Origin of the sequence: Streptomyces sp. NPDC126497 (assembly GCF_040302425.1) — a bacterium.
Taxonomy (GTDB): domain Bacteria; phylum Actinomycetota; class Actinomycetes; order Streptomycetales; family Streptomycetaceae; genus Streptomyces.
In genome coordinates, this window is record NZ_JBEORT010000002.1 from 128111 (window position 1) to 146138 (window position 18028).

Sequence of the window (18028 nt, forward strand, 5' to 3'; positions counted from 1 at the left end):
GGACCGCGGGGGTGCGGGCCCCCGGGTCGGGGTGCGGGACGGCGCACCGCCCGCTCACTCCCCGGCGGGAGCCCGTTCCGTGCCCGTGCGCAGGTCCAGCTCGCGCCAGAAGCCCGCCCGGATGGCGTAACGGTCGCGTTCGTCGATCTGGTCGTCCTTGTGGGCGAGGAGGCCGAAGCGGGCCGCGTAGCGGAGCAGCTCCCCGTCGACGCGGTGCGGGATGCGGGGGTACATGGCGGACAGCTTCTGGATGTGGCTCTGGTCGCCGAGCCGCTCCACCCAGCGCCGGGCGAAGACCTGCCCCACCTCGAAGGGGTCCCCGCCGACGGTGGTGATGTCCTCCTCCCGGTCGGCCCAGCGCTGCTCCGCCGTGGTCAGCTGGGCGAGGGTCGGCATGGAGGCCGCCTCCGGCGGCTCGGCGGCCGGGCGGTCGACCCAGCCCTTGTCGGAGGACCAGCGCAGGGTGGCGGAGGCGGCCTGCTGGGGCGGGTGCGGGCCGGGGCCGCGCAGCGCGGCCAGGTCCTTCGGGGTGGGGACGCCCTTGGCCGTGGAGGTCCGCTCGGCGGTGCCGTTGTGCCCGGCCGCGGCCGGGTGCCGCGGCTCCTGGGCGGCCCGGTCGGTCCCCGGGGCGGGCGCGGACTCGGGCAGCGGGGCGGAGAGGATCGCGGCGATCTCGGGCCCCGGCACGGGCGGCGGGGCGCACGCCCCGGTGTGCTCCTTGGCCCGGACGGCCCGGGTGATCCACGCCCGGTCCAGCACCCGGCGCTCGTCGGCCTCGGCGACCAGGTCCTCGGACTGGTTGTAGTCGCCGTCGGCGGCCTGCACGGCCCACAGGTGCACCGCGACGCCGTGCTCCTTGGCGGCCATCATGCCCGGCAGCAGATCGCCGTCGCCGGTGACCAGGACGATGTCGGAGCAGGCGCGGTTGCGGGCCAGTTCGGTCAGCTCGGCGTGCATCGCGGCGTCGACGCCCTTCTGCGCCCAGCGGCCGTCGCTGCGGGTCAGCGCCCCCAGCCGGACGGTGACCCGGGGCATCACGCGCAGCCTGCGGTGCTCGGGCTGCGGAACGCGGTCGGGGGCACCGTCGAACCAGTAGATACGCAGCAACGGCTGCCGCGTCTCGTTCTCGGCGCGCTCCCGCAGCCCCTGGATGAGGGCCGCGTGATCGACGGTGATGCGGGACCGTGAGGGCTCCCCGGCGAGGAGACTGGCGGCGGCCCCCAGCAGATACCCGGCGTCCACCAGGACGATGCAGCGGTCCACGCGGTCCACCCTCTTTCCGGGAGGTTTGCTTCGGGCTTGCTTCGAGTCTGCCCGACCGCGCCGGGGTTAACGGCCCGAACTCGATCTTCGGCGTGGCGTTTCCACACTTCCTCCCCGATCACCCCGGTCACACACGGTAATTGTCCGACATGCGCCCGTTATCGGGCTGTGTGAATCTGGTCCCGGCCCTGGCCCCTAGTCCCCCACAGGAGGCATCACCATGGCCAAGAACAGGAACCGTGACCGTAAGCAGCCGCAGGCCGAACGCGCCCAGCGGGCGGCCCAGTCGTCCACGATGGAGACGCCGGACGAGCAGCGCACCACACAGGTCGTGCCCGGCGAGGTCGGCCGGGGCAAGGGCCGGCAGAAGCGCTTCGGCCACAACTGACGTCGCCCCACCGGTCCGTTGCGGCCCGGGCACGGCACATGACGAGGGGCGCACCCACCACAGGGTGCGCCCCTCACACGTGTCGGCCGGACGCGCCCGTCAGCCCGCCAGACAGGACGGCCCGAGGAGGACCTTCAGATCGCCGAACAGGGCCGGGTCCGGCTTGACCCGGTGCCGGTCCAGGCGCAGCACCGTCGTCTTCGTCGGTCCCTGGAGTTTGATCCGCACCTCGCTGTCGCCCTTGTGGTGGGTGAGGATCTCGCCGAGCCGGCTGACCATCGGCGGGGTCACGCGGGTGGCCGGGATGGTGAGCACCACGGGCGCGTTGGTGCCCGCGTTGGACAGGTCGGGGACCATCAGCTCCATCGCGACCAGCCGCGGCACGTCCTCCCGCTTGTCGAGCCGACCCTTGACGAACACCACGGCGTCCTCGACGAGTTGCGTCGAGACGAGCTGGTAGGTGGCCGGGAAGAACATGCACTCGATGGAGCCGGCGAGGTCCTCCACGGTGGCGATGGCCCAGGCGTTGCCCTGCTTGGTCATCTTGCGCTGCAGGCCCGAGATGATGCCGCCGATGGTGACCACCGCGCCGTCGCCGAAGTCACCTCCGGTGAGCTGGGAGATGCCCGCGTCGGCCTTGTCGGACAGCACGTGCTCCAGGCCGAACAGCGGGTGGTCGGAGACGTACAGACCGAGCATCTCCCGCTCCTGGGCGAGCAGGTAGGTCTTGTCCCACTCGTCGTCGGTGAAGGTGACGTCCAGGCCGAAGCCGGGCTCGCTGGTCTCCGCCTCGCCCATGCCGCCGAAGAGGTCGAACTGTCCCTCGGCCTCCTTGCGCTTCACCGCGACCACGGTGTCGATCATCGGCTCGTACTGCGCGGTGAGGCCCTTGCGGGTGTGCCCCATGGAGTCGAAGGCGCCGGCCTTGATCAGCGACTCGGTGGTCCGCTTGTTGCAGACGACCGCCTCGACCTTGTCGAGGTAGTCCGGGAACGAGGCGTACTTCCCCTTGGCCTTGCGGGTCCTGATGATCGACTCGACGACGTTGGTGCCGACGTTGCGCACCGCCGACAGGCCGAAGAGGATCACGTCGTCGCCCTGCGCGGCGAAGTTCGACTCGGACTCGTTGACGTTCGGGGGGAGCACCTTGATGCCCATGCGGCGGCACTCGTTGAGGTAGACGGCCGACTTGTCCTTGTCGTCCTTGACGGAGGTGAGCAGCGCGGCCATGTACTCGGCCGGGTAGTTCGCCTTGAGGTACGCGGTCCAGTACGACACCAGTCCGTACGCGGCGGAGTGCGCCTTGTTGAAGGCGTAGCCGGCGAAGGGGACCAGCACGTCCCACAGGGCCTGGATCGCCTCGTCGCTGTAGCCGTTCTTCCGGGCGCCCTCCTGGAAGAGCACGAAGTTCTTCGCCAGCTCGTCGGGCTTCTTCTTGCCCATCACGCGGCGGAGGATGTCGGCCTCGCCGAGCGAGTAGCCCGCGATGATCTGGGCGGCCTTCTGCACCTGCTCCTGGTAGACGATCAGGCCGTAGGTGACCGACAGCACCTCCCGGAGCGGCTCCTCCAGGTCCTTGTGGATCGGTGTGATCTCCTGGCGGCCGTTCTTGCGCTCCGCGTAGTTGATGTGCGAGTTCATGCCCATCGGGCCCGGCCGGTAGAGGGCCGAGACGGCGGAGATGTCCTCGAAGTTGTCGGGCTGCATCTGGCGGAGCAGCGAGCGCATCGGGCCGCCGTCGAACTGGAAGACGCCGAGGGTGTCGCCGCGGCAGAGCAGTTCGAAGGTCTTGGGGTCGTCCAGCGGGAGGGAGAGCATCTCCAGGTCGATGCCCTTGTTGGCCTTCACCATCTTGACGGCGTCGTCCATGATCGTGAGGTTGCGCAGGCCCAGGAAGTCCATCTTCAGCAGGCCCAGCGACTCGCACTGGGGGTAGTCCCACTGCGTGATGGTCACGCCGTCGGTGTGCCGCACCCAGACCGGGGCGTGGTCGACGATGGGTTCGCTGGACATGATCACGCCGGCCGCGTGCACGCCCATCTGCCGGACCAGGCCCTCGACGCCCTTGGCGGTGTCGATGACCTTCTTCACGTCCGGCTCGTTCTCGTACATCGCGCGGATCTCGCCGGCCTCGTTGTAGCGCGGGTGCGAGGGGTTGGTGATGCCGTCGAGGTCGATGCCCTTGCCGAGGACGTCGGCGGGCATGGCCTTGGTGAGCCGGTCGCCCATGGCGTACGGGTAGCCCAGCACGCGCGCGGAGTCCTTGATGGCGTTCTTCGCCTTGATCTTGCCGTAGGTGCCGATCATGGCGACCTTGTCGGCGCCGTACTTCTCCGTCACGTACCGGATCACCTCGACCCGCCTGCGCTCGTCGAAGTCGATGTCGACGTCGGGCATGGAGACGCGCTCGGGGTTGAGGAACCGCTCGAAGATCAGGCCGTGCGGGATCGGGTCGAGGTCGGTGATGCCCATCGCGTACGCCACGATCGAGCCGGCCGCGGAGCCGCGGCCGGGGCCGACCGCGATGCCCTGGTTCTTGGCCCACATGATGAAGTCGGCGACCACGAGGAAGTAGCCCGGGAACCCCATCTGGATGATGACGTCCATCTCGTACTCGGCCTGCTTGCGGCGGTCCTCGGGGACGCCGCCGGGGAAGCGGCGCTCCATGCCGCGGCGGACCTCCTCCTGGAACCAGGTGACCTCGGTGTACCCCTCCGGGATGTCGAACTTCGGCATCAGGTCGCGCTTGACGAACATGCCCGTGGTGTCGACCATCTCGGCGATCAGCCTGGTGTTGGCGCAGCCCTGCTGCCAGGCGTCCGAGGAGTCGATGGCGTACATCTCGTCGGTGGACTTGAGGTAGTAGCCGGTGCCGTCGAACTTGAAGCGGTCGGGGTCGGAGAGGTTCTTGCCGGTCTGGATGCACAGCAGCGCGTCGTGGGCGGTCGCCTCGTGCGCGTACGTGTAGTGCGAGTCGTTGGTGACCAGGGGCGGGATGCCGAGCTTCCGGCCGATCTCCAGCAGGCCGTCGCGGACCCGGTGCTCGATCTCGATGCCGTGGTCCATCAGCTCCAGGAAGTAGCGGTCCTTGCCGAAGATGTCCTGGTAGTCGGCGGCGGCCTTGAGTGCCTCGTCGAAGTGGCCGAGGCGCAGCCGGGTCTGCACCTCGCCGGAGGGGCAGCCGGTGGAGGCGACGATGCCCTCGGACCACTTCGCGATGGTCTCCTTGTCCATCCGGGGCCACTTCTGCAGCCAGCCCTCGGCGTACGCGTCGGAGGAGAGCCGGAAGAGGTTGTGCAGACCGGTGCTGTCCACCGCCCACATCGTCTTGTGGGTGTAGCCGCCGGAACCGGAGACGTCGTCGCGCTTCTGGTGCGGCTGGCCCCACTGGATCTTGCGCTTGTTGCGCCGGGACTCGGGCGCGACGTACGCCTCGATCCCGATGATCGGGGTGACCCCGGCCTTCTGCGCGGAGTGGAAGAAGTCGTACGCCCCGTGCAGGTTGCCGTGGTCGGACATGGCGATGTGCGTCATGCCCATCTCGTTGCAGGCGTCGAACATGTCCTTGAGCCGCGCGGCACCGTCCAGCAGCGAGTACTGGGTGTGGACGTGCAGGTGCGTGAACGGCGGCTTCGACACGGTGCGGCCTCCAAGGGTGAACGCTGTGGCGCGGAGCGCCCCGATGAGGGGCGGTGGTCGGGTGACGGGAGGGCTCTGGGCGACGGGCGGGGGACGGTCCGGGGGACCGCGTCGAAGTCTATGCCTCGGCACCGACACGCGGAGCGCGTCCCGACGTACCTTCGGGCGGTGGCGCGGGCACTCCCGTGACCCGTCGCGCGTTAGGCAGGGGACGGAGCAGCCGTCCCGAGACATCCCGCACCAGGAGGCACCAAGCGATGTCGGTCCCGCAGCTCAACGACGAGCACCGCGGCGAGGAGATCCTCGCCGTCCTCGACACCGCCTTCGGCGAGCTCCTGGCCGCCGACCCGGCCGCGTTCCGGGTGAAGTTCCGCAAGATGGCGGCCTCGGCGTTCGCCTTCTACCGCGGGACGGCGTGCCTCTTCTACCACGACCTGGACGCCGAGGACGCCGGGCGGGCGCACGGCGGGCCGTACCTGGACGAGCGCACCTCGCGCGTGTGGATCCACGGCGACCTGCACGCGGAGAACTTCGGCACGTACATGGACTCCAACGGCCGCCTGGTCTTCAACGTCAACGACTTCGACGAGGCCTACGTGGGCCCCTTCCTCTGGGACCTCAAGCGCTTCGCCGCCTCCGTGGCGCTGATCGGCTACGCGAAGGCGCTCGGCGACGGGCAGATCACCGAGCTGGTCACGATCTACGCGGCCGCCTACCGGGAGCGGATCCACGCGCTGGCCACCGGCGCGAAGAGCGACGAGGTGCCGCCGTTCACCCTGGACACCGCCCAGGGGCCGCTGCTCGACGCGCTGCGCGACGCCCGCTCGCTGACCCGCTTCGGGCTGCTGGACTCGATGACGGAGATCCGCGACTTCGAGCGCCGCTTCGCGCCCGGCGGCGGCGCGGTCGAGCTGGACGCCGCCACCCGCTACAAGGTGCTCGCCGCCTTCGACGGCTATCTGGAGACGCTGCCGGACGCCTCGCTGGCCCGCCCGGACTCCTACCGCGTGAAGGACGTCGTGGGCCGCCGCGGCATCGGCATCGGCTCGGCCGGGCTGCCGTCGTACAACATCCTCCTGGAGGGGCACAGCGACGCCCTGGAGAACGACGTGGTGATCTACATCAAGCAGGCCCAGACCCCGGCCGTCTCCCGGCACGTCACCGACCCGGCCGTCCGGGCCTACTTCCGGCACGAGGGGCACCGCACGGTGATCTCCCAGCGCGCCCTCCAGGCGCACGCCGACCCGTGGCTGGGCTGGACCGAGCTGGACGGCGCGGGCCAGCTGGTCGCCGAGGTCTCGCCGTACGCCGTGGACCTGGACTGGAGCGACATCGACGACCCGGAGGAGATCGCCCTGGTCGTCGCCGACCTCGGCCGGGCCACGGCCACGATGCACGCGGCGGCGGACGACACCTCCGGCGAGTCCCTGGTGCCGTTCTCCACCGAGCGCGCCATCGACGCCGCGATCGCCGCCGACGAGGACTCCCTGGCCCCCCTCCTGGTCGACTTCGCCCACGCCTACGGGGCCAGGGCCCGCGCCGACCACCAGACCTTCCTGGACCTGTTCCGCAACGGCAGGATTCCGGGACTCTAACGATCCGCCCGTCCACAGGAATCCTTTAGGGATCCCTTACCGGAGCACGTGACACACTCGTTCCCGCCATGGACATATCCGGAACCCAGCTCAGAGCCGTCCGCGCGGCGCTGTTCACGGCCGTCGTCGTGACGCTCAGCGCCGCGTCGCACGTGCTGCTGTCCGGGGTGCCGCTGCCGTTGAGCACGGTGGCCGCGATCGCCGCCGCCGTGTTCGTCCTGGCCTACGCCCTGGCCGGGCGGGAGCGCTCCTTCGGGCGGATCGCCGCCCTGCTGATCCCGCTGGAGCTGGCCGCCGACACCGTCTTCACCACCGGCCAGCACGTCTGCTACGGCCGGATGGGCGGACCCGTGGCGGGCCCGCTGCGCTCCGTCGGCTTCGACGTGCTGTGCGGCGACGGCACCGGCGTGGGCGCGCCGCTCGCCCGGGCCACCGGGCACGCCGCCGGGAACGGCGACCGGCTGGCGGTCCTGCTCGCCCAGGCCGACCCGGCGACCGCCTGGGCGCTGCTCGGCGCGCACATCGGGGTCGGCCTGTTCGCCGCCGCCTGGCTGCGCCGCGGCGAGCGGGCGCTGGCCCAGCTGCTGAGCGCGGTGGCGGCCACGACCTTCCGGCCGCTGCTGCTCGCGGTCGCCGCGGTGACCGTGCGCCGGGCCCCGGAGCCCCTCCGTCCGGCCCGCCCGGTCCGCCGCGCCGCCACCGCCCGGGCCCTGCTGCTCGCGCACTCCCTGGGACGCCGCGGACCGCCGTGCCCCGTCGTCTTCGCCTGAGGCGCTCCCCGTCCCGGCGAATCCCCCGAGCACCAGCGGTCCCCCATACGTATCCCCGCACACCACCCGTGTGCGTCCCCCGTGGAGACACCATCATGAGCAAGCGGAACAGCCAGGCGGCGAAGACGGCGGCCCGGGAGCGGCTGCGCCAGGAGCGCGAGCGCCAGGCGAAGAAGGCGAAGGCCAAGCGGCAGATCGTGGTCGCCCTGTCGGTGGTCGGCGTGCTGGCCGCGGCCGGCGGCATCGGCTACGCGGTCGTCCAGGCCAACAAGCCCGGCGCCTGGGAGGCCGCGAAGGACGCCGAGCTCGTCAAGCCGGCCCACGCCAGTGGCAAGAACGGCACCACCGTCGTCATCGGCGAGTCCGACGCCGAGAAGACCCTCGAACTGTACGAGGACCCGCGCTGCCCGGTCTGCGCCTCCTTCGAGCAGACGGTCGGCAAGACGATCGAGAAGGACGTCGAGGACGGCAAGTACAAGATCCGCTTCATAGGCGCCTCGTTCCTCGACCGCAGCATGACCGGCGAGGGCTCCAAGAACGCCCTGAGCGCGCTCGGCGCCGCGCTGGACGTCAGCCCCGAGGCGTTCCTCGCCTACAAGAGCGCGCTCTACTCGGCCGAGTACCACCCCGAGGAGACGGACGACAAGTTCAAGGACGACGCGTACCTGATCAAGATCGCCAACTCGGTCGACGCCCTGAAGGGCAACAAGGAGTTCCAGTCGGCCGTCAAGGACGGCACCTACGACAGGTGGGCGCTGGAGATGTCCGACGTGTTCGACGACAGCGAGGACGTCAAGGGCACCCCGACGCTGATGATGGACGGCAAGAAGCTCACCGGCTCCGACGGGCAGAACGCGCCCATGACGGTGGACGAGTTCAACGCGGCCGTCGACAAGGCGCTCAAGGCCTGACCCGGCCGGCCGACGACGGGCCGAAGAGCGGGCGAACTTTCGTGGGTTCGCCCGCTCTTCCATGTACCTGTCAGTAGCCTGTTCGGCTGTGACCAGTCGACACAGATCATCCGAGAACGCCGTCTCCGCCACCGTGGACACCGTCTCCCCCGCCCCGCGCCGCCGTACGGTCGTCAAGGCCGCCGCCGCCACCGCGGTGCTGGCCGGACCGCTCGCCGCCGCCCCGCCCGCGCGTGCCGCGGCCGTGCAGGCACCCGCCTTCCTGCACGGCGTGGCCTCCGGCGACCCGCTGCCCGACGGCGTCCTGCTGTGGACCCGGGTGACGCCGGCGCCGGAGGCGATACCCGGCTCCGGGCTCGGCCCGGACACCGAGGTGAGCTGGACCGTCGCCCGGGACAAGGCGCTCACCGACGTCGTGGCGAAGGGCTCGGTCCTCGCCACCGCCGCCTCCGACCACACCGTCAAGGCGGACATCCGCGGCCTGCGGCCGGCCACCGACTACTGGTTCCGCTTCTCCGCCGGCGACGTCGACTCCCCCGTCGCCCGCACCCGCACCGCCCCGGCCGCCGACGCCGCCGTGACCGGGCTGCGCTTCGGCGTGGTCTCCTGCGCCAACTGGGAGGCCGGGCACTTCTCGGCGTACCGCCACCTCGCGGCCCGCGGCGACCTGGACGCCTGGCTGCACCTGGGCGACTACATCTACGAGTACGGCACCGGCGAGTACGGCGCCCGCGGCGGGGTCGTCCGGCCGCACGCGCCCGCCCACGAGATCGTCACCCTCGCCGACTACCGGCTCCGGCACGCGACGTACAAGACCGACCCCGACCTCCAGGCCCTGCACGCCGCGGCGCCGGTCGTGGCGATCTGGGACGACCACGAGTTCGCCAACGACACCTGGTCGGGCGGCGCCGAGAACCACACCGAGGGCGCGGAGGGCGCCTGGTCGGCCCGTCAGGCCGCCGCCAAGCGGGCCTACTTCGAGTGGATGCCGGTACGGCCCGCGATCGCCGGCACCACCTACCGCCGGCTGCGCTTCGGCAGGCTCGCCGACCTGTCCCTGCTGGACCTGCGGTCGTTCCGCTCCCCGCAGGTCTCCCTCGGCGACGGCGAGGTCGACGACCCGGACCGCACGCTCACCGGACGCGCCCAACTGGACTGGCTGAAGGCGGGTCTGACGGCCTCCGACACCACCTGGCGACTGGTCGGCACCCCGGTGATGATCTCGCCGTTCGCCCTCGGCTCCCTCCCGGCGAGCCTGCTCAAACCGCTCGCGAAGCTGCTGGGCCTGCCGCAGGAGGGGCTCGCGCTCAACACCGACCAGTGGGACGGCTACACCGACGACCGCCGCGAACTCCTCGCGCACCTGCGGGCGAACGCCGTCCGCAACACGGTCTTCCTCACCGGCGACATCCACATGGCGTGGGCCAACGACGTGCCGGTGAACGCCGGCACCTATCCGCTGTCGGCGTCGGCCGCCACGGAGTTCGTCGTCACCTCGGTCACCTCCGACAACCTCGACGACATCGTGAAGGTCCCCGAGGGCACCGTCACCGCGCTCGCCTCCCCGCTGATCCGGGCCGCCAACCGGCACGTCCACTGGGTCGACACCGACCGGCACGGCTACGGCGTGCTGGACATCACCGCCGAGCGGGCGCAGATGGACTACTACGTGCTGTCGGACCGCACCGCGGCGGACGCCACGGCCGAGTGGGCCCGCTCCTACCGCACCCGCAGCGGCACGCAGAAGGTCGAGCGCGTCCACGCCCCGGTGTGACGGGCGGTCCGCCGGCTCACTCCTCCAGCGAGCCGAGGAAGCCGAGCGCCACCCGCCAGGTGGCCTCGGCGGCCTCCTCGTCGTAGTCCGGCAGGTCGGGGTCGGTGTAGAGGTGGCCGGCCCCGGCGTACCGGTGGACCTCGACGTCGGCCCCGGTCCGGCCCATCCGCAGGTACCAGGCGGTGAGCCAGTCGTCGGTCTCGAACGCGTCGGGCTCGGCGACGTGCAGCTGCACCGGGAGCCCGTCCGCCGAGGCGCTCTCCGCGATGTCCGACGTGCCGTGCAGGAGCAGCAGTCCGCGCGCCTTGTCGTCGCCGAGGGCCAGCGTCTGGGCGACGGAGGCGCCGAAGGAGAACCCGGCGTACACCAGTCCCCGCTCGGAGTAGGGCGCGGCGGCCAGCACGGCCCGCTTCAGCAGCTCGTCCTTGCCGGTCTCCTCCTTGTACGCCATGCCCTCCTCGACCGTGTCGAACGTGCGGCCCTCGAAGAGGTCGGGGGTCCACACCTCGTGTCCGGCCGCACGCAGCCGGTCCGCGGCGCGGCGCACCGCGGGCCGCAGACCGTAGGTCGAGTGAAAGAGCATGATGTTCATGCGGTCCATGGTGCCAGCCCGGTGTGACGGCGCCGGACGGCGGCACTACCCACGATCGTGCGGAAGTCACATGTTCATGCCCGCCCGGGCCGGTTAGGTTCGGGGACATGGATGACGTGCTCCGCCCCTTGATCGTGGTCGGTGGCTCGGTCGTGCTCACCCTGTTGCTCGGCTGGGCCACCGACCTGCTGCTGCGCAAGGCCGACGAACGCCACCACGAGACTCCCCTGTGGGGCCTGCTGCGCCGCGCCCGGATCCCCTACCAGCTGGTGCTCTGCGCGGCGCTGCTCAGAGGGTCGTACGACGAGGCACGGCTGCTGCCGGGCCGCGAGGTCGCCGTCGGCAGGGTCCTGACCCTCGTGCTGATCGGGTCGACCGCCTGGCTGGCGATCCGGATCGCGGCCGCGGTCGTGGAGACCTCGTACACCCGGTACGCCAGCACCCACCGCGAGCGGAACCCCGCCCGGGTCCGCCGGGTGCGCACCCAGGTGACGCTGATCCGGCGGGTGGTGTCGGCGATCGTCGGGGTGGTGGCGGCGGCCGCGATGCTGCTGACCTTCCCCGCGATGCGGGCGGCCGGGGCCTCGCTGCTGGCCTCGGCCGGCATCCTCGGCATCGTCGCCGGTGTGGCCGCCCAGTCCACGCTGGGCAACATGTTCGCCGGGCTGCAGATCGCCTTCGGCGACATGGTGCGCATCGGCGACACGGTGGTCGTGGACGGCGAGTGGGGCACGGTCGAGGAGATCACGCTGACCTTCCTGACCGTGCGCACCTGGGACGAGCGCCGGATCACCATGCCGGTGTCGTACTTCACCTCCAAGCCGTTCGAGAACTGGTCGCGCGGCACGCCGCAGATGACCGGCACCGTCTTCTGGCACCTCGACCACTCGGCGCCGCTGGACGCGATGCGCGACAAGCTCCGCGACATCCTCCGGGAGTGCCAGGCCTGGGACGGCCGCGCCCACAACCTGACCGTGACGGACAGCACCCCCAGCACCATGGAGGTGCGGGCCCTGGTGACGGCCAGGGACGCGGACGACATCTGGACGGTGCGGGTCACGGTCCGCGAGCGGATGATCCGCTGGCTGACGGAGGAGCACCCCTACGCCCTCCCCCGGGTCAACACGGCGGACGCGGTGCCCGCGCCCCGCCTGGACGGGTACCACGTCCCCGACGGCCGGCGCGTCCCCGACGGCGTGCCGGCGGCCCGTCGCGCGCACCGCCATCCCAGGGAGCGCTGACCCGGGCCTCAGTGGCCCCGTTCGGCTCCTCCGTTGACCTGGATGATCTGCGAGGTGAGGTGCGCGGCGCCCGGGGAGGCCAGCCAGTGCAGGGTCGCGGCGACGTCCCCGGGCGTCCCCGCCCGCTTGTCCGACGTCTCCGCGATCAGTTGCGCCCGCCGCTCCCCGTCCACGCCGTCGCCGAAGAACCCGGTGTCCTCGACGTAGCCGGGCGCGACCACGTTCACGGTGATGCCGTGCGGCCCCAGCCGCCGGGCCAGGTCGTGGGCGTACGGGTGCAGTGACGCCTTGGCCGCCGCGTACGAGCTCCGTCCGGAGCCGCGGAAGGCGGCGATGGAGCTGAGGAAGAGCACGCGTCCGCCGGGCTCGGCGAGCCGGTCCCGCAGGGCCTCGGTGAGCAGCACGGCGGTCAGCACATTGAGCCGGAAGTTGATCGTCCAGTCGCGGGCGACCGCGTCGAGCGGGTCGTCGGCGCCGACCGGGGGCTCGAGCAGCCCGTTGCCCCCGGCCGAGTGGACCAGTACGTCCACCGCCCCGAACTCGCGGCCCACGAAGCCCGCCACGCCCCGTACGGCCTCCGGATCGGCCAGATCCGCCGCGTAGGTCAGGGCGCCCGGCACCGCCGCCCGTTCCAGGACGTCCCGACGCCGCCCGAGCAGCAGCACCTGGTCCCCGTCGGCGGCGAACACCTGCGCGGTCGCCAGTCCGATGCCGGTACCGCCCCCGCTGATCACAACATTCCGAGTCATGCCCGGACCCTACGGAGGAAATGCCGCCGACGGCGGCATTTCGCGGCGTCTCAGCGCAGGCTCCGCACGTCCAGATGGCGCAGCACCCGGTCCACCACCTCGGGATCGGCTCCCTGCTCGCTGCGTGCCGTCAGCACCTCGTGCCGCGCGGCGCTGAGCATCTCCCCCTCGATCCGCCGCACCCGCTTCAGCCGCCGCGCCCGCTGCCGGTACGCCTCCCGGCGCTCGTCCTCCGCCATGTCCGGGCTGATCCGCACCCCGATGTCGACCGACCTGCGCAGCATCTGCTCGGCCAGCTCCTCGGGCAGGTCCTCGACCTGCTCGATCTCGCGCAGCCGCCGCTTCGCCGCCTTCGCCGCGCGGATCGCGAGCTGCCGCTCGAGCTCCTTCTCCCGCTCGGTGTCGCCCCGCACCCCCAGCCTCTTGACCAGCCACGGCAGGGTGAGCCCCTGCACCAGCAGCGTCGCCAGCACCACGCCGAACGCGATGAAGACGATCTCGCCCCGGGCCGGGAAGTCGTCCCCGCCGTCGATCTCCAGCGGAATGGCGAGGGCCAGCGCGACGGAGGCCACCCCGCGCATCCCCGACCACCACATCACCACGGTCTCGCGCCAGCTCACCGGGATGTCCTCGCCGACGTCCCGCACGGTGTGCAGCCGCTTCGTCAGCCAGGTCGCCGGCAGCAGCCACGCCAGCCGGACCAGGACGACCACGCCGACGACCGCCGCCGCCCAGGTGAGCAGCTCGCCCCAGTGCCCGTTCGCGGTCTCGACCGCGTTGTGCAGTTCGAGGCCGACCAGCCCGAACGCGACGCCGGTGACCAGGGTGTCCACGATGTCCCAGAAGGTGTGCCCGGCGAGCCGGGCCATGACGTCGTCGGCGTCGGTGGCGTACTCCACCAGGAACAGCGCGGTGACGAGCACCCCGAGGACGCCCGAGCCGTGCAGTTCCTCGGCCAGGACGTAGGAGGCGAACGGCACCAGCAGGGTCAGGGCGACCTGCAGGGTCGGGTCGCCGAGCAGGCTCATCGCCTTGTCGGTGCACCAGCCGAGCACGAGCCCGACCGCGATCGCCACCACGGCCGACAGCACCAGGTCGAGACCGGCCCGCCAGGGCGAGAAGGTTCCGCTCACGGCGGCGGCGATCGCCACGTGGTAGAGGACGATGGCCGTGACGTCGTTGAACAGTCCCTCGCCCTCCAGGATCGACACCAGCCGGCGCGGCAGTCCCAGCTTCCCGGCGACGGCGGTCGCCGCGACCGGGTCGGGGGGCGCGACCAGGGCGCCGAGGGCGACGGCGGCGGCCAGCGGCAGTCCCGGCACGATCGCGTGGGCGACGACGGCCACGCACAGGGTGGTGACGAAGACCAGCGCCACGGCCAGCAGGAGGATCGGTCTGACGTTCGCCGCGAACTGGCGCCAGGAGGTGCGGCGCACGGCGGCGTAGAGCAGGGGCGGCAGCAGCAGCGGCAGGATCAGTTCCGGCGGGACGTCGACGTTCGGCACGAACTCCAGCAGTGCCAGGACGATCCCGAGGACCGTCATCAGCACCGGTGCCGGCAGCCCCAGCCGCTCCCCCACCGGAACGCTCACCACCGCCCCGAGCAGCAGGGCGAACAGCAGGGCCAACTGATCCACGGACGGTGCTCCCGGGGGGTCGACGATCGGTCAGCGGACTTCCAGCCTGCCATGCCGCCGCCCCGCCGGGGCGTTCGCCGGTCCGCGTTACAGCACGCGCCGCATGGCCCGGTGGGGTATCCCCGCGTCCGGGAACTCCGGTCCGTAGGCCTCGTAGCCCAGCCGCTCGTAGAAACCGAGGGCGTGGGTCTGCGCGTGCAGGTCCACGGCGGTGAGTCCCCGCGTGCGGGCCGCCTCCTCGATGGCCCGCACCAGTGCCGCGCCGACGCCGAGGCCCCGCGCCCGGCGCGTCACCGCGAGCCGGCCCAGGGAGCCGACGTCCGGGTCGCCGCCGTTCTTCGCCGCGGCGGCCGCGCCGTGCAGCAGCCGTCCGGTGCCGAGCGGTGTGCCGTCCTCTGCGACCGCCAGCACGTGGACGGCGCCGGCGTCGTGGGCGTCGTACTCGATGTCCTCGGGGACGCCCTGCTCGGCGACGAAGACCTCCTTGCGGACCGCGAAGCACGCCTCGCGGTCGGCGGGCCCGTCCGCCACGCGGACCGTGTACGGGTCGCTCATGCGTAGGTCTCCTCGCGGACCCGGTCCAGCGCCTGCTGCAGGTCGTCGGGGTAGTCGCTGGAGAACTCCACCCACTGCCCGTCGCCGGGGTGCTCGAAGCCGAGGCGTACGGCGTGCAGCCACTGGCGGGTCAGCCGGAGCCGCTTGGCGAGCGTGGGGTCGGCGCCGTAGGTCAGGTCGCCGACGCAGGGGTGCCGGTGGGCGGCCATGTGGACGCGGATCTGGTGGGTGCGGCCGGTCTCCAGCTTGACGTCGAGGAGGGACGCGGCGCGGAACGCCTCGACGAGGTCGTAGTGCGTGACGGACGGCTTGCCCTCCGCGGTGACCGCCCACTTGTAGTCGTGCTGCGGGTGACGGCCGATGGGGGCGTCGATGGTGCCGCTGGTGGGGTCGGGGTGGCCCTGGACGAGCGTGTGGTAGCGCTTGTCGACCGTGCGCTCCTTGAACTGGCGCTTCAGCGAGGTGTACGCGCGCTCCGACTTGGCGACCACCATCAGGCCGGAGGTGCCCACGTCGAGGCGGTGCACGATGCCCTGGCGCTCGGCGGCGCCGGAGGTCGAGACGCGGTACCCGGCGGCGGCGAGGCCGCCGATCACCGTCGGGCCCGTCCAGCCCGGCGAGGGGTGGGCGGCGACGCCGACGGGCTTGACGATCACGACCACGTCGTCGTCGTCGTGCACGATCTCCATGCCCTCGACCGGCTCGGCGACCACCTGCACCGGCGCGGGCGCCTGCGGCATCTCCACCTCGAGCCAGGCGCCGCCGCTGACCCGCTCGGACTTGCCGACCACCGACCCGTCGACCGTGACCTTCCCCGCGGCGGCGAGCTCGGCCGCCTTGGTGCGGGAGAAGCCGAACATGCGGGAGATGGCGGCGTCGACGCGCTCGCCCTCCAGGCCGTCGGGCACGGGCAGGGTACGGATCTCGGGAATCGTGCTCACCCGTCGAGTATGCCGGACGGGACCGGTGACCCCGTACGCGCGTTCAGTCCTTGTGGACGGTGCCGTCCGGGTCGAGGCCCCGGAACGACAGCAGCACGATCAGGATGCCGCCGCACACGATCGCCGAGTCCGCCAGGTTGAACACGGCGAAGCCCTTGGGCGCGATGAAGTCGACCACCGCGCCCTCGAAGACGCCCGGCGAGCGGAAGATCCGGTCGGTGAGGTTGCCGAGGGCGCCGCCGAGCAGCAGGCCCAGCGCGATCGCCCACGGCAGGCTGTGGAGCTTGCGGGCGAGGCGGATGATCACCACGATCACGGCTGCCGCGATCACCGTGAAGATCACGGTGAAGGCCTCGCCGAAGCCGAAGGCCGCGCCCGCGTTGCGGATCGCCTCGAAGCGGAGCCAGTCCCCGACGATCTCGATGGGCTCGTGGTGCTCCAGCTTGGCGACCACGACCATCTTGCTGATCAGGTCGAGGGCGTACGCGAACACGGCGACGGTGAACAGCACGGCGATCCGCCGCTTGCCGCGGGGCCGCCCGGCCTCCGCCGCCCCGGTGCCGGCCCGTTCCCGCTCCTCCCGGTCCGCGTCCGGGGTGTCCGGCGTACCGATGATGCGCTCCGCCTCTGCCACGTGAGTCCCTCAGCCTAGGTACCTGACTGAGGACGAGGGTACGGCACGCCCCGCGCGCCCGCCGATCAGTACCGCCGTTCCTGCTTCTGCTTGCACTCGACGCACAGGGTGGCCCGGGGGAAGGCCTGCATCCGGGCCTTTCCGATGGGGTCGCCGCAGTTCTCGCAGAGGCCGTAGGTGCCGGCGTCGAGCCGCTGGAGGGCGTGCTCGAACTGGGTGAGCATCTCGCGCGCGTTCGCGGCGAGCGCCAGTTCGTGCTCGCGCGTGATGTTCTTGGTGCCGGTGTCCGCCTGGTCGTCGCCGGCACCGTCGCCGGAGTCCCGCATCAGGCCGGCCAGCGACTGCTCGGAGGAGGCGATCTCCTCGCGCAGCCGCAGCGCCTCGGACGTCAGCTCGGTCCGTGCCCCCTCGACCTCTTCCGGGGTCCAGGGCTCCTCGCCCGGGCGTACCGCGAGGTCGCCCGGTTCGGCCGCGCCGATCCGGGCCTTGGGCACGGCGTTCTTCTCCGCCGTGACCGTGCCAGGAGTCTTCTTCGCACTCACCGTCGTCGCTCCCGTCTGCGCCGCGGCGTCCACCGCGCCCGCGTCATCGGCCGTGCTGTGCCCGGCCACATCCCGTTCGGGCCCACCGGCCCCGGCGGCACCGGCCCCCCGGCCCCCCGCCACCTTCTTCCCCGCCCGGCCCCCGTCAGACCCGCCCACGTCACCGGCCACCGCTTCGGCGGCCCGCCTCCCGGCGGAGGTCTTCCCGGCCGGCGCCTTCTTCGCGGGCTCCGCCCCGGCGGCCCGCCTCCCGGCAGCAGTCCGCCCGGCGGGCTGCCGCCGCGCCGTCGTCCGTGCGGGCGCGGCTCCGGCCGGCCCGTCCGACGCCCCGGCCCCGCCGTCCCGAGCGGGTCCGGGGCCGCCGGACGGTGCCGGCTGCTGTACGGCGGTCTTCTTCGCCACCATGGCCGCGGCCCCTTCACATATCATGATCTTGCACGCGAATCGTGCTGGGACGATAAATCGACTCGAGGCCCGCGGCAACGGGGCACACCGCCCGATTCCCTCGCCCCCGGACGCCTCGCGGCGAACCTGCATGCGTTGTGCCCAGCTCCCCGCCGGGTATGCCCCCGGCAGGAACCTCCCGGGATCCGGACGGGCGCGCCTCACCATTCGGGGGAGGGCGGACGGTACGGCGGGCGGGAAACCGGTCGGCCGCCGTCCCCGGCGCGCCGTACACTGGGCGGAGCGAAAAGCGTGGATGGGGACGAGTAGCGGCGTACGCAGCCCAGAGCGACCCGGGGACGGTGTGAGCCCGGGGGCGAGCGCGACGTGAAGATCACCCCGGAGCCGCCGGA

Annotated in this window: 15 protein-coding genes; 6 read left to right on the forward strand and 9 right to left on the reverse strand. The window is 72.0% G+C overall.

Translation table 11 applies throughout. From position 1 onward, the window contains the following. Positions 1-54 precede the first annotated feature (54 nt). Positions 55-1263: an NYN domain-containing protein gene (locus tag ABTY20_RS01750; protein WP_351995023.1), complete on the reverse strand. Its 1209-nt coding sequence runs from the start codon at positions 1261-1263 to the stop codon at positions 55-57. Positions 1264-1483: 220 nt separating this feature from the next. Here ABTY20_RS01750 and ABTY20_RS01755 point away from each other — a divergent pair, with 220 nt between their 5' ends. Then, positions 1484-1651, forward strand: coding sequence for a hypothetical protein (locus ABTY20_RS01755; RefSeq protein WP_351995024.1), 168 nt, complete (start codon positions 1484-1486; stop codon positions 1649-1651). Between the two features lie 99 nt (positions 1652-1750). Here the strand turns inward: ABTY20_RS01755 and dnaE are convergent, their stop codons facing one another. Continuing rightward, entirely contained in the window at positions 1751-5290 is a 3540-nt protein-coding gene (gene dnaE, locus ABTY20_RS01760) for a DNA polymerase III subunit alpha (protein ID WP_351995025.1), read from the reverse strand. A 257-nt stretch (positions 5291-5547) separates the two neighbouring features. On the opposite strand from dnaE, the gene ABTY20_RS01765 reads away from it, so the two are divergent. From ABTY20_RS01765 to ABTY20_RS01780, 4 genes are all read left to right on the forward strand, one after another. Beyond that, positions 5548-6885, forward strand: a complete 1338-nt coding sequence (locus tag ABTY20_RS01765) for a DUF2252 domain-containing protein (protein ID WP_351995026.1) — start codon at positions 5548-5550, stop codon at positions 6883-6885. Between the two features lie 68 nt (positions 6886-6953). Further along, the gene (locus ABTY20_RS01770) at positions 6954-7655 is read left to right on the forward strand and encodes a hypothetical protein (RefSeq protein WP_351995027.1); all 702 of its coding nucleotides are present in this window, start codon (positions 6954-6956) and stop codon (positions 7653-7655) included. A 95-nt stretch (positions 7656-7750) separates the two neighbouring features. Further along, positions 7751-8566 carry a DsbA family protein gene (locus ABTY20_RS01775; RefSeq protein ID WP_351995028.1) on the forward strand — a complete coding sequence of 272 codons (816 nt, stop codon included), beginning with the start codon at positions 7751-7753 and terminating at the stop codon, positions 8564-8566. A gap of 88 nt (positions 8567-8654) precedes the next feature. Next, on the forward strand, positions 8655-10340 hold the full coding sequence (locus ABTY20_RS01780; RefSeq protein WP_351995029.1) for an alkaline phosphatase D family protein: 1686 nt from the start codon (positions 8655-8657) through the stop codon (positions 10338-10340). A gap of 16 nt (positions 10341-10356) precedes the next feature. On the opposite strand, the gene ABTY20_RS01785 is transcribed toward ABTY20_RS01780, so the two are convergent. Continuing rightward, positions 10357-10932, reverse strand: a complete 576-nt coding sequence (locus tag ABTY20_RS01785; protein ID WP_351995030.1) for a dienelactone hydrolase family protein — start codon at positions 10930-10932, stop codon at positions 10357-10359. 107 nt (positions 10933-11039) lie between these two features. Here ABTY20_RS01785 and ABTY20_RS01790 point away from each other — a divergent pair, with 107 nt between their 5' ends. Continuing rightward, complete coding sequence (locus ABTY20_RS01790; RefSeq protein WP_351995031.1) at positions 11040-12173, forward strand: mechanosensitive ion channel family protein; 1134 nt, start codon at positions 11040-11042, stop codon at positions 12171-12173. Between the two features lie 8 nt (positions 12174-12181). On the opposite strand, the gene ABTY20_RS01795 is transcribed toward ABTY20_RS01790, so the two are convergent. From ABTY20_RS01795 to ABTY20_RS01820, 6 genes are all read right to left on the reverse strand, one after another. Beyond that, entirely contained in the window at positions 12182-12922 is a 741-nt protein-coding gene (locus tag ABTY20_RS01795; protein ID WP_351995032.1) for an SDR family NAD(P)-dependent oxidoreductase, read from the reverse strand. A gap of 50 nt (positions 12923-12972) precedes the next feature. Continuing rightward, on the reverse strand, positions 12973-14559 hold the full coding sequence (locus ABTY20_RS01800) for a Na+/H+ antiporter (RefSeq protein ID WP_351995033.1): 1587 nt from the start codon (positions 14557-14559) through the stop codon (positions 12973-12975). 87 nt (positions 14560-14646) lie between these two features. Beyond that, entirely contained in the window at positions 14647-15114 is a 468-nt protein-coding gene (locus tag ABTY20_RS01805; RefSeq protein ID WP_351995034.1) for a GNAT family N-acetyltransferase, read from the reverse strand. Next, complete coding sequence (locus ABTY20_RS01810) at positions 15111-16055, reverse strand: RluA family pseudouridine synthase (RefSeq protein WP_351995035.1); 945 nt, start codon at positions 16053-16055, stop codon at positions 15111-15113. The genes ABTY20_RS01805 and ABTY20_RS01810 overlap by 4 nt, the downstream gene beginning before the upstream one ends. A gap of 43 nt (positions 16056-16098) precedes the next feature. After that, the gene (gene lspA / locus ABTY20_RS01815; RefSeq protein WP_351995036.1) at positions 16099-16689 is read right to left on the reverse strand and encodes a signal peptidase II; all 591 of its coding nucleotides are present in this window, start codon (positions 16687-16689) and stop codon (positions 16099-16101) included. A gap of 65 nt (positions 16690-16754) precedes the next feature. Next, on the reverse strand, positions 16755-17636 hold the full coding sequence (locus tag ABTY20_RS01820) for a TraR/DksA C4-type zinc finger protein (RefSeq protein WP_351995037.1): 882 nt from the start codon (positions 17634-17636) through the stop codon (positions 16755-16757). Between the last annotated feature and the right edge of the window lie 392 nt (positions 17637-18028).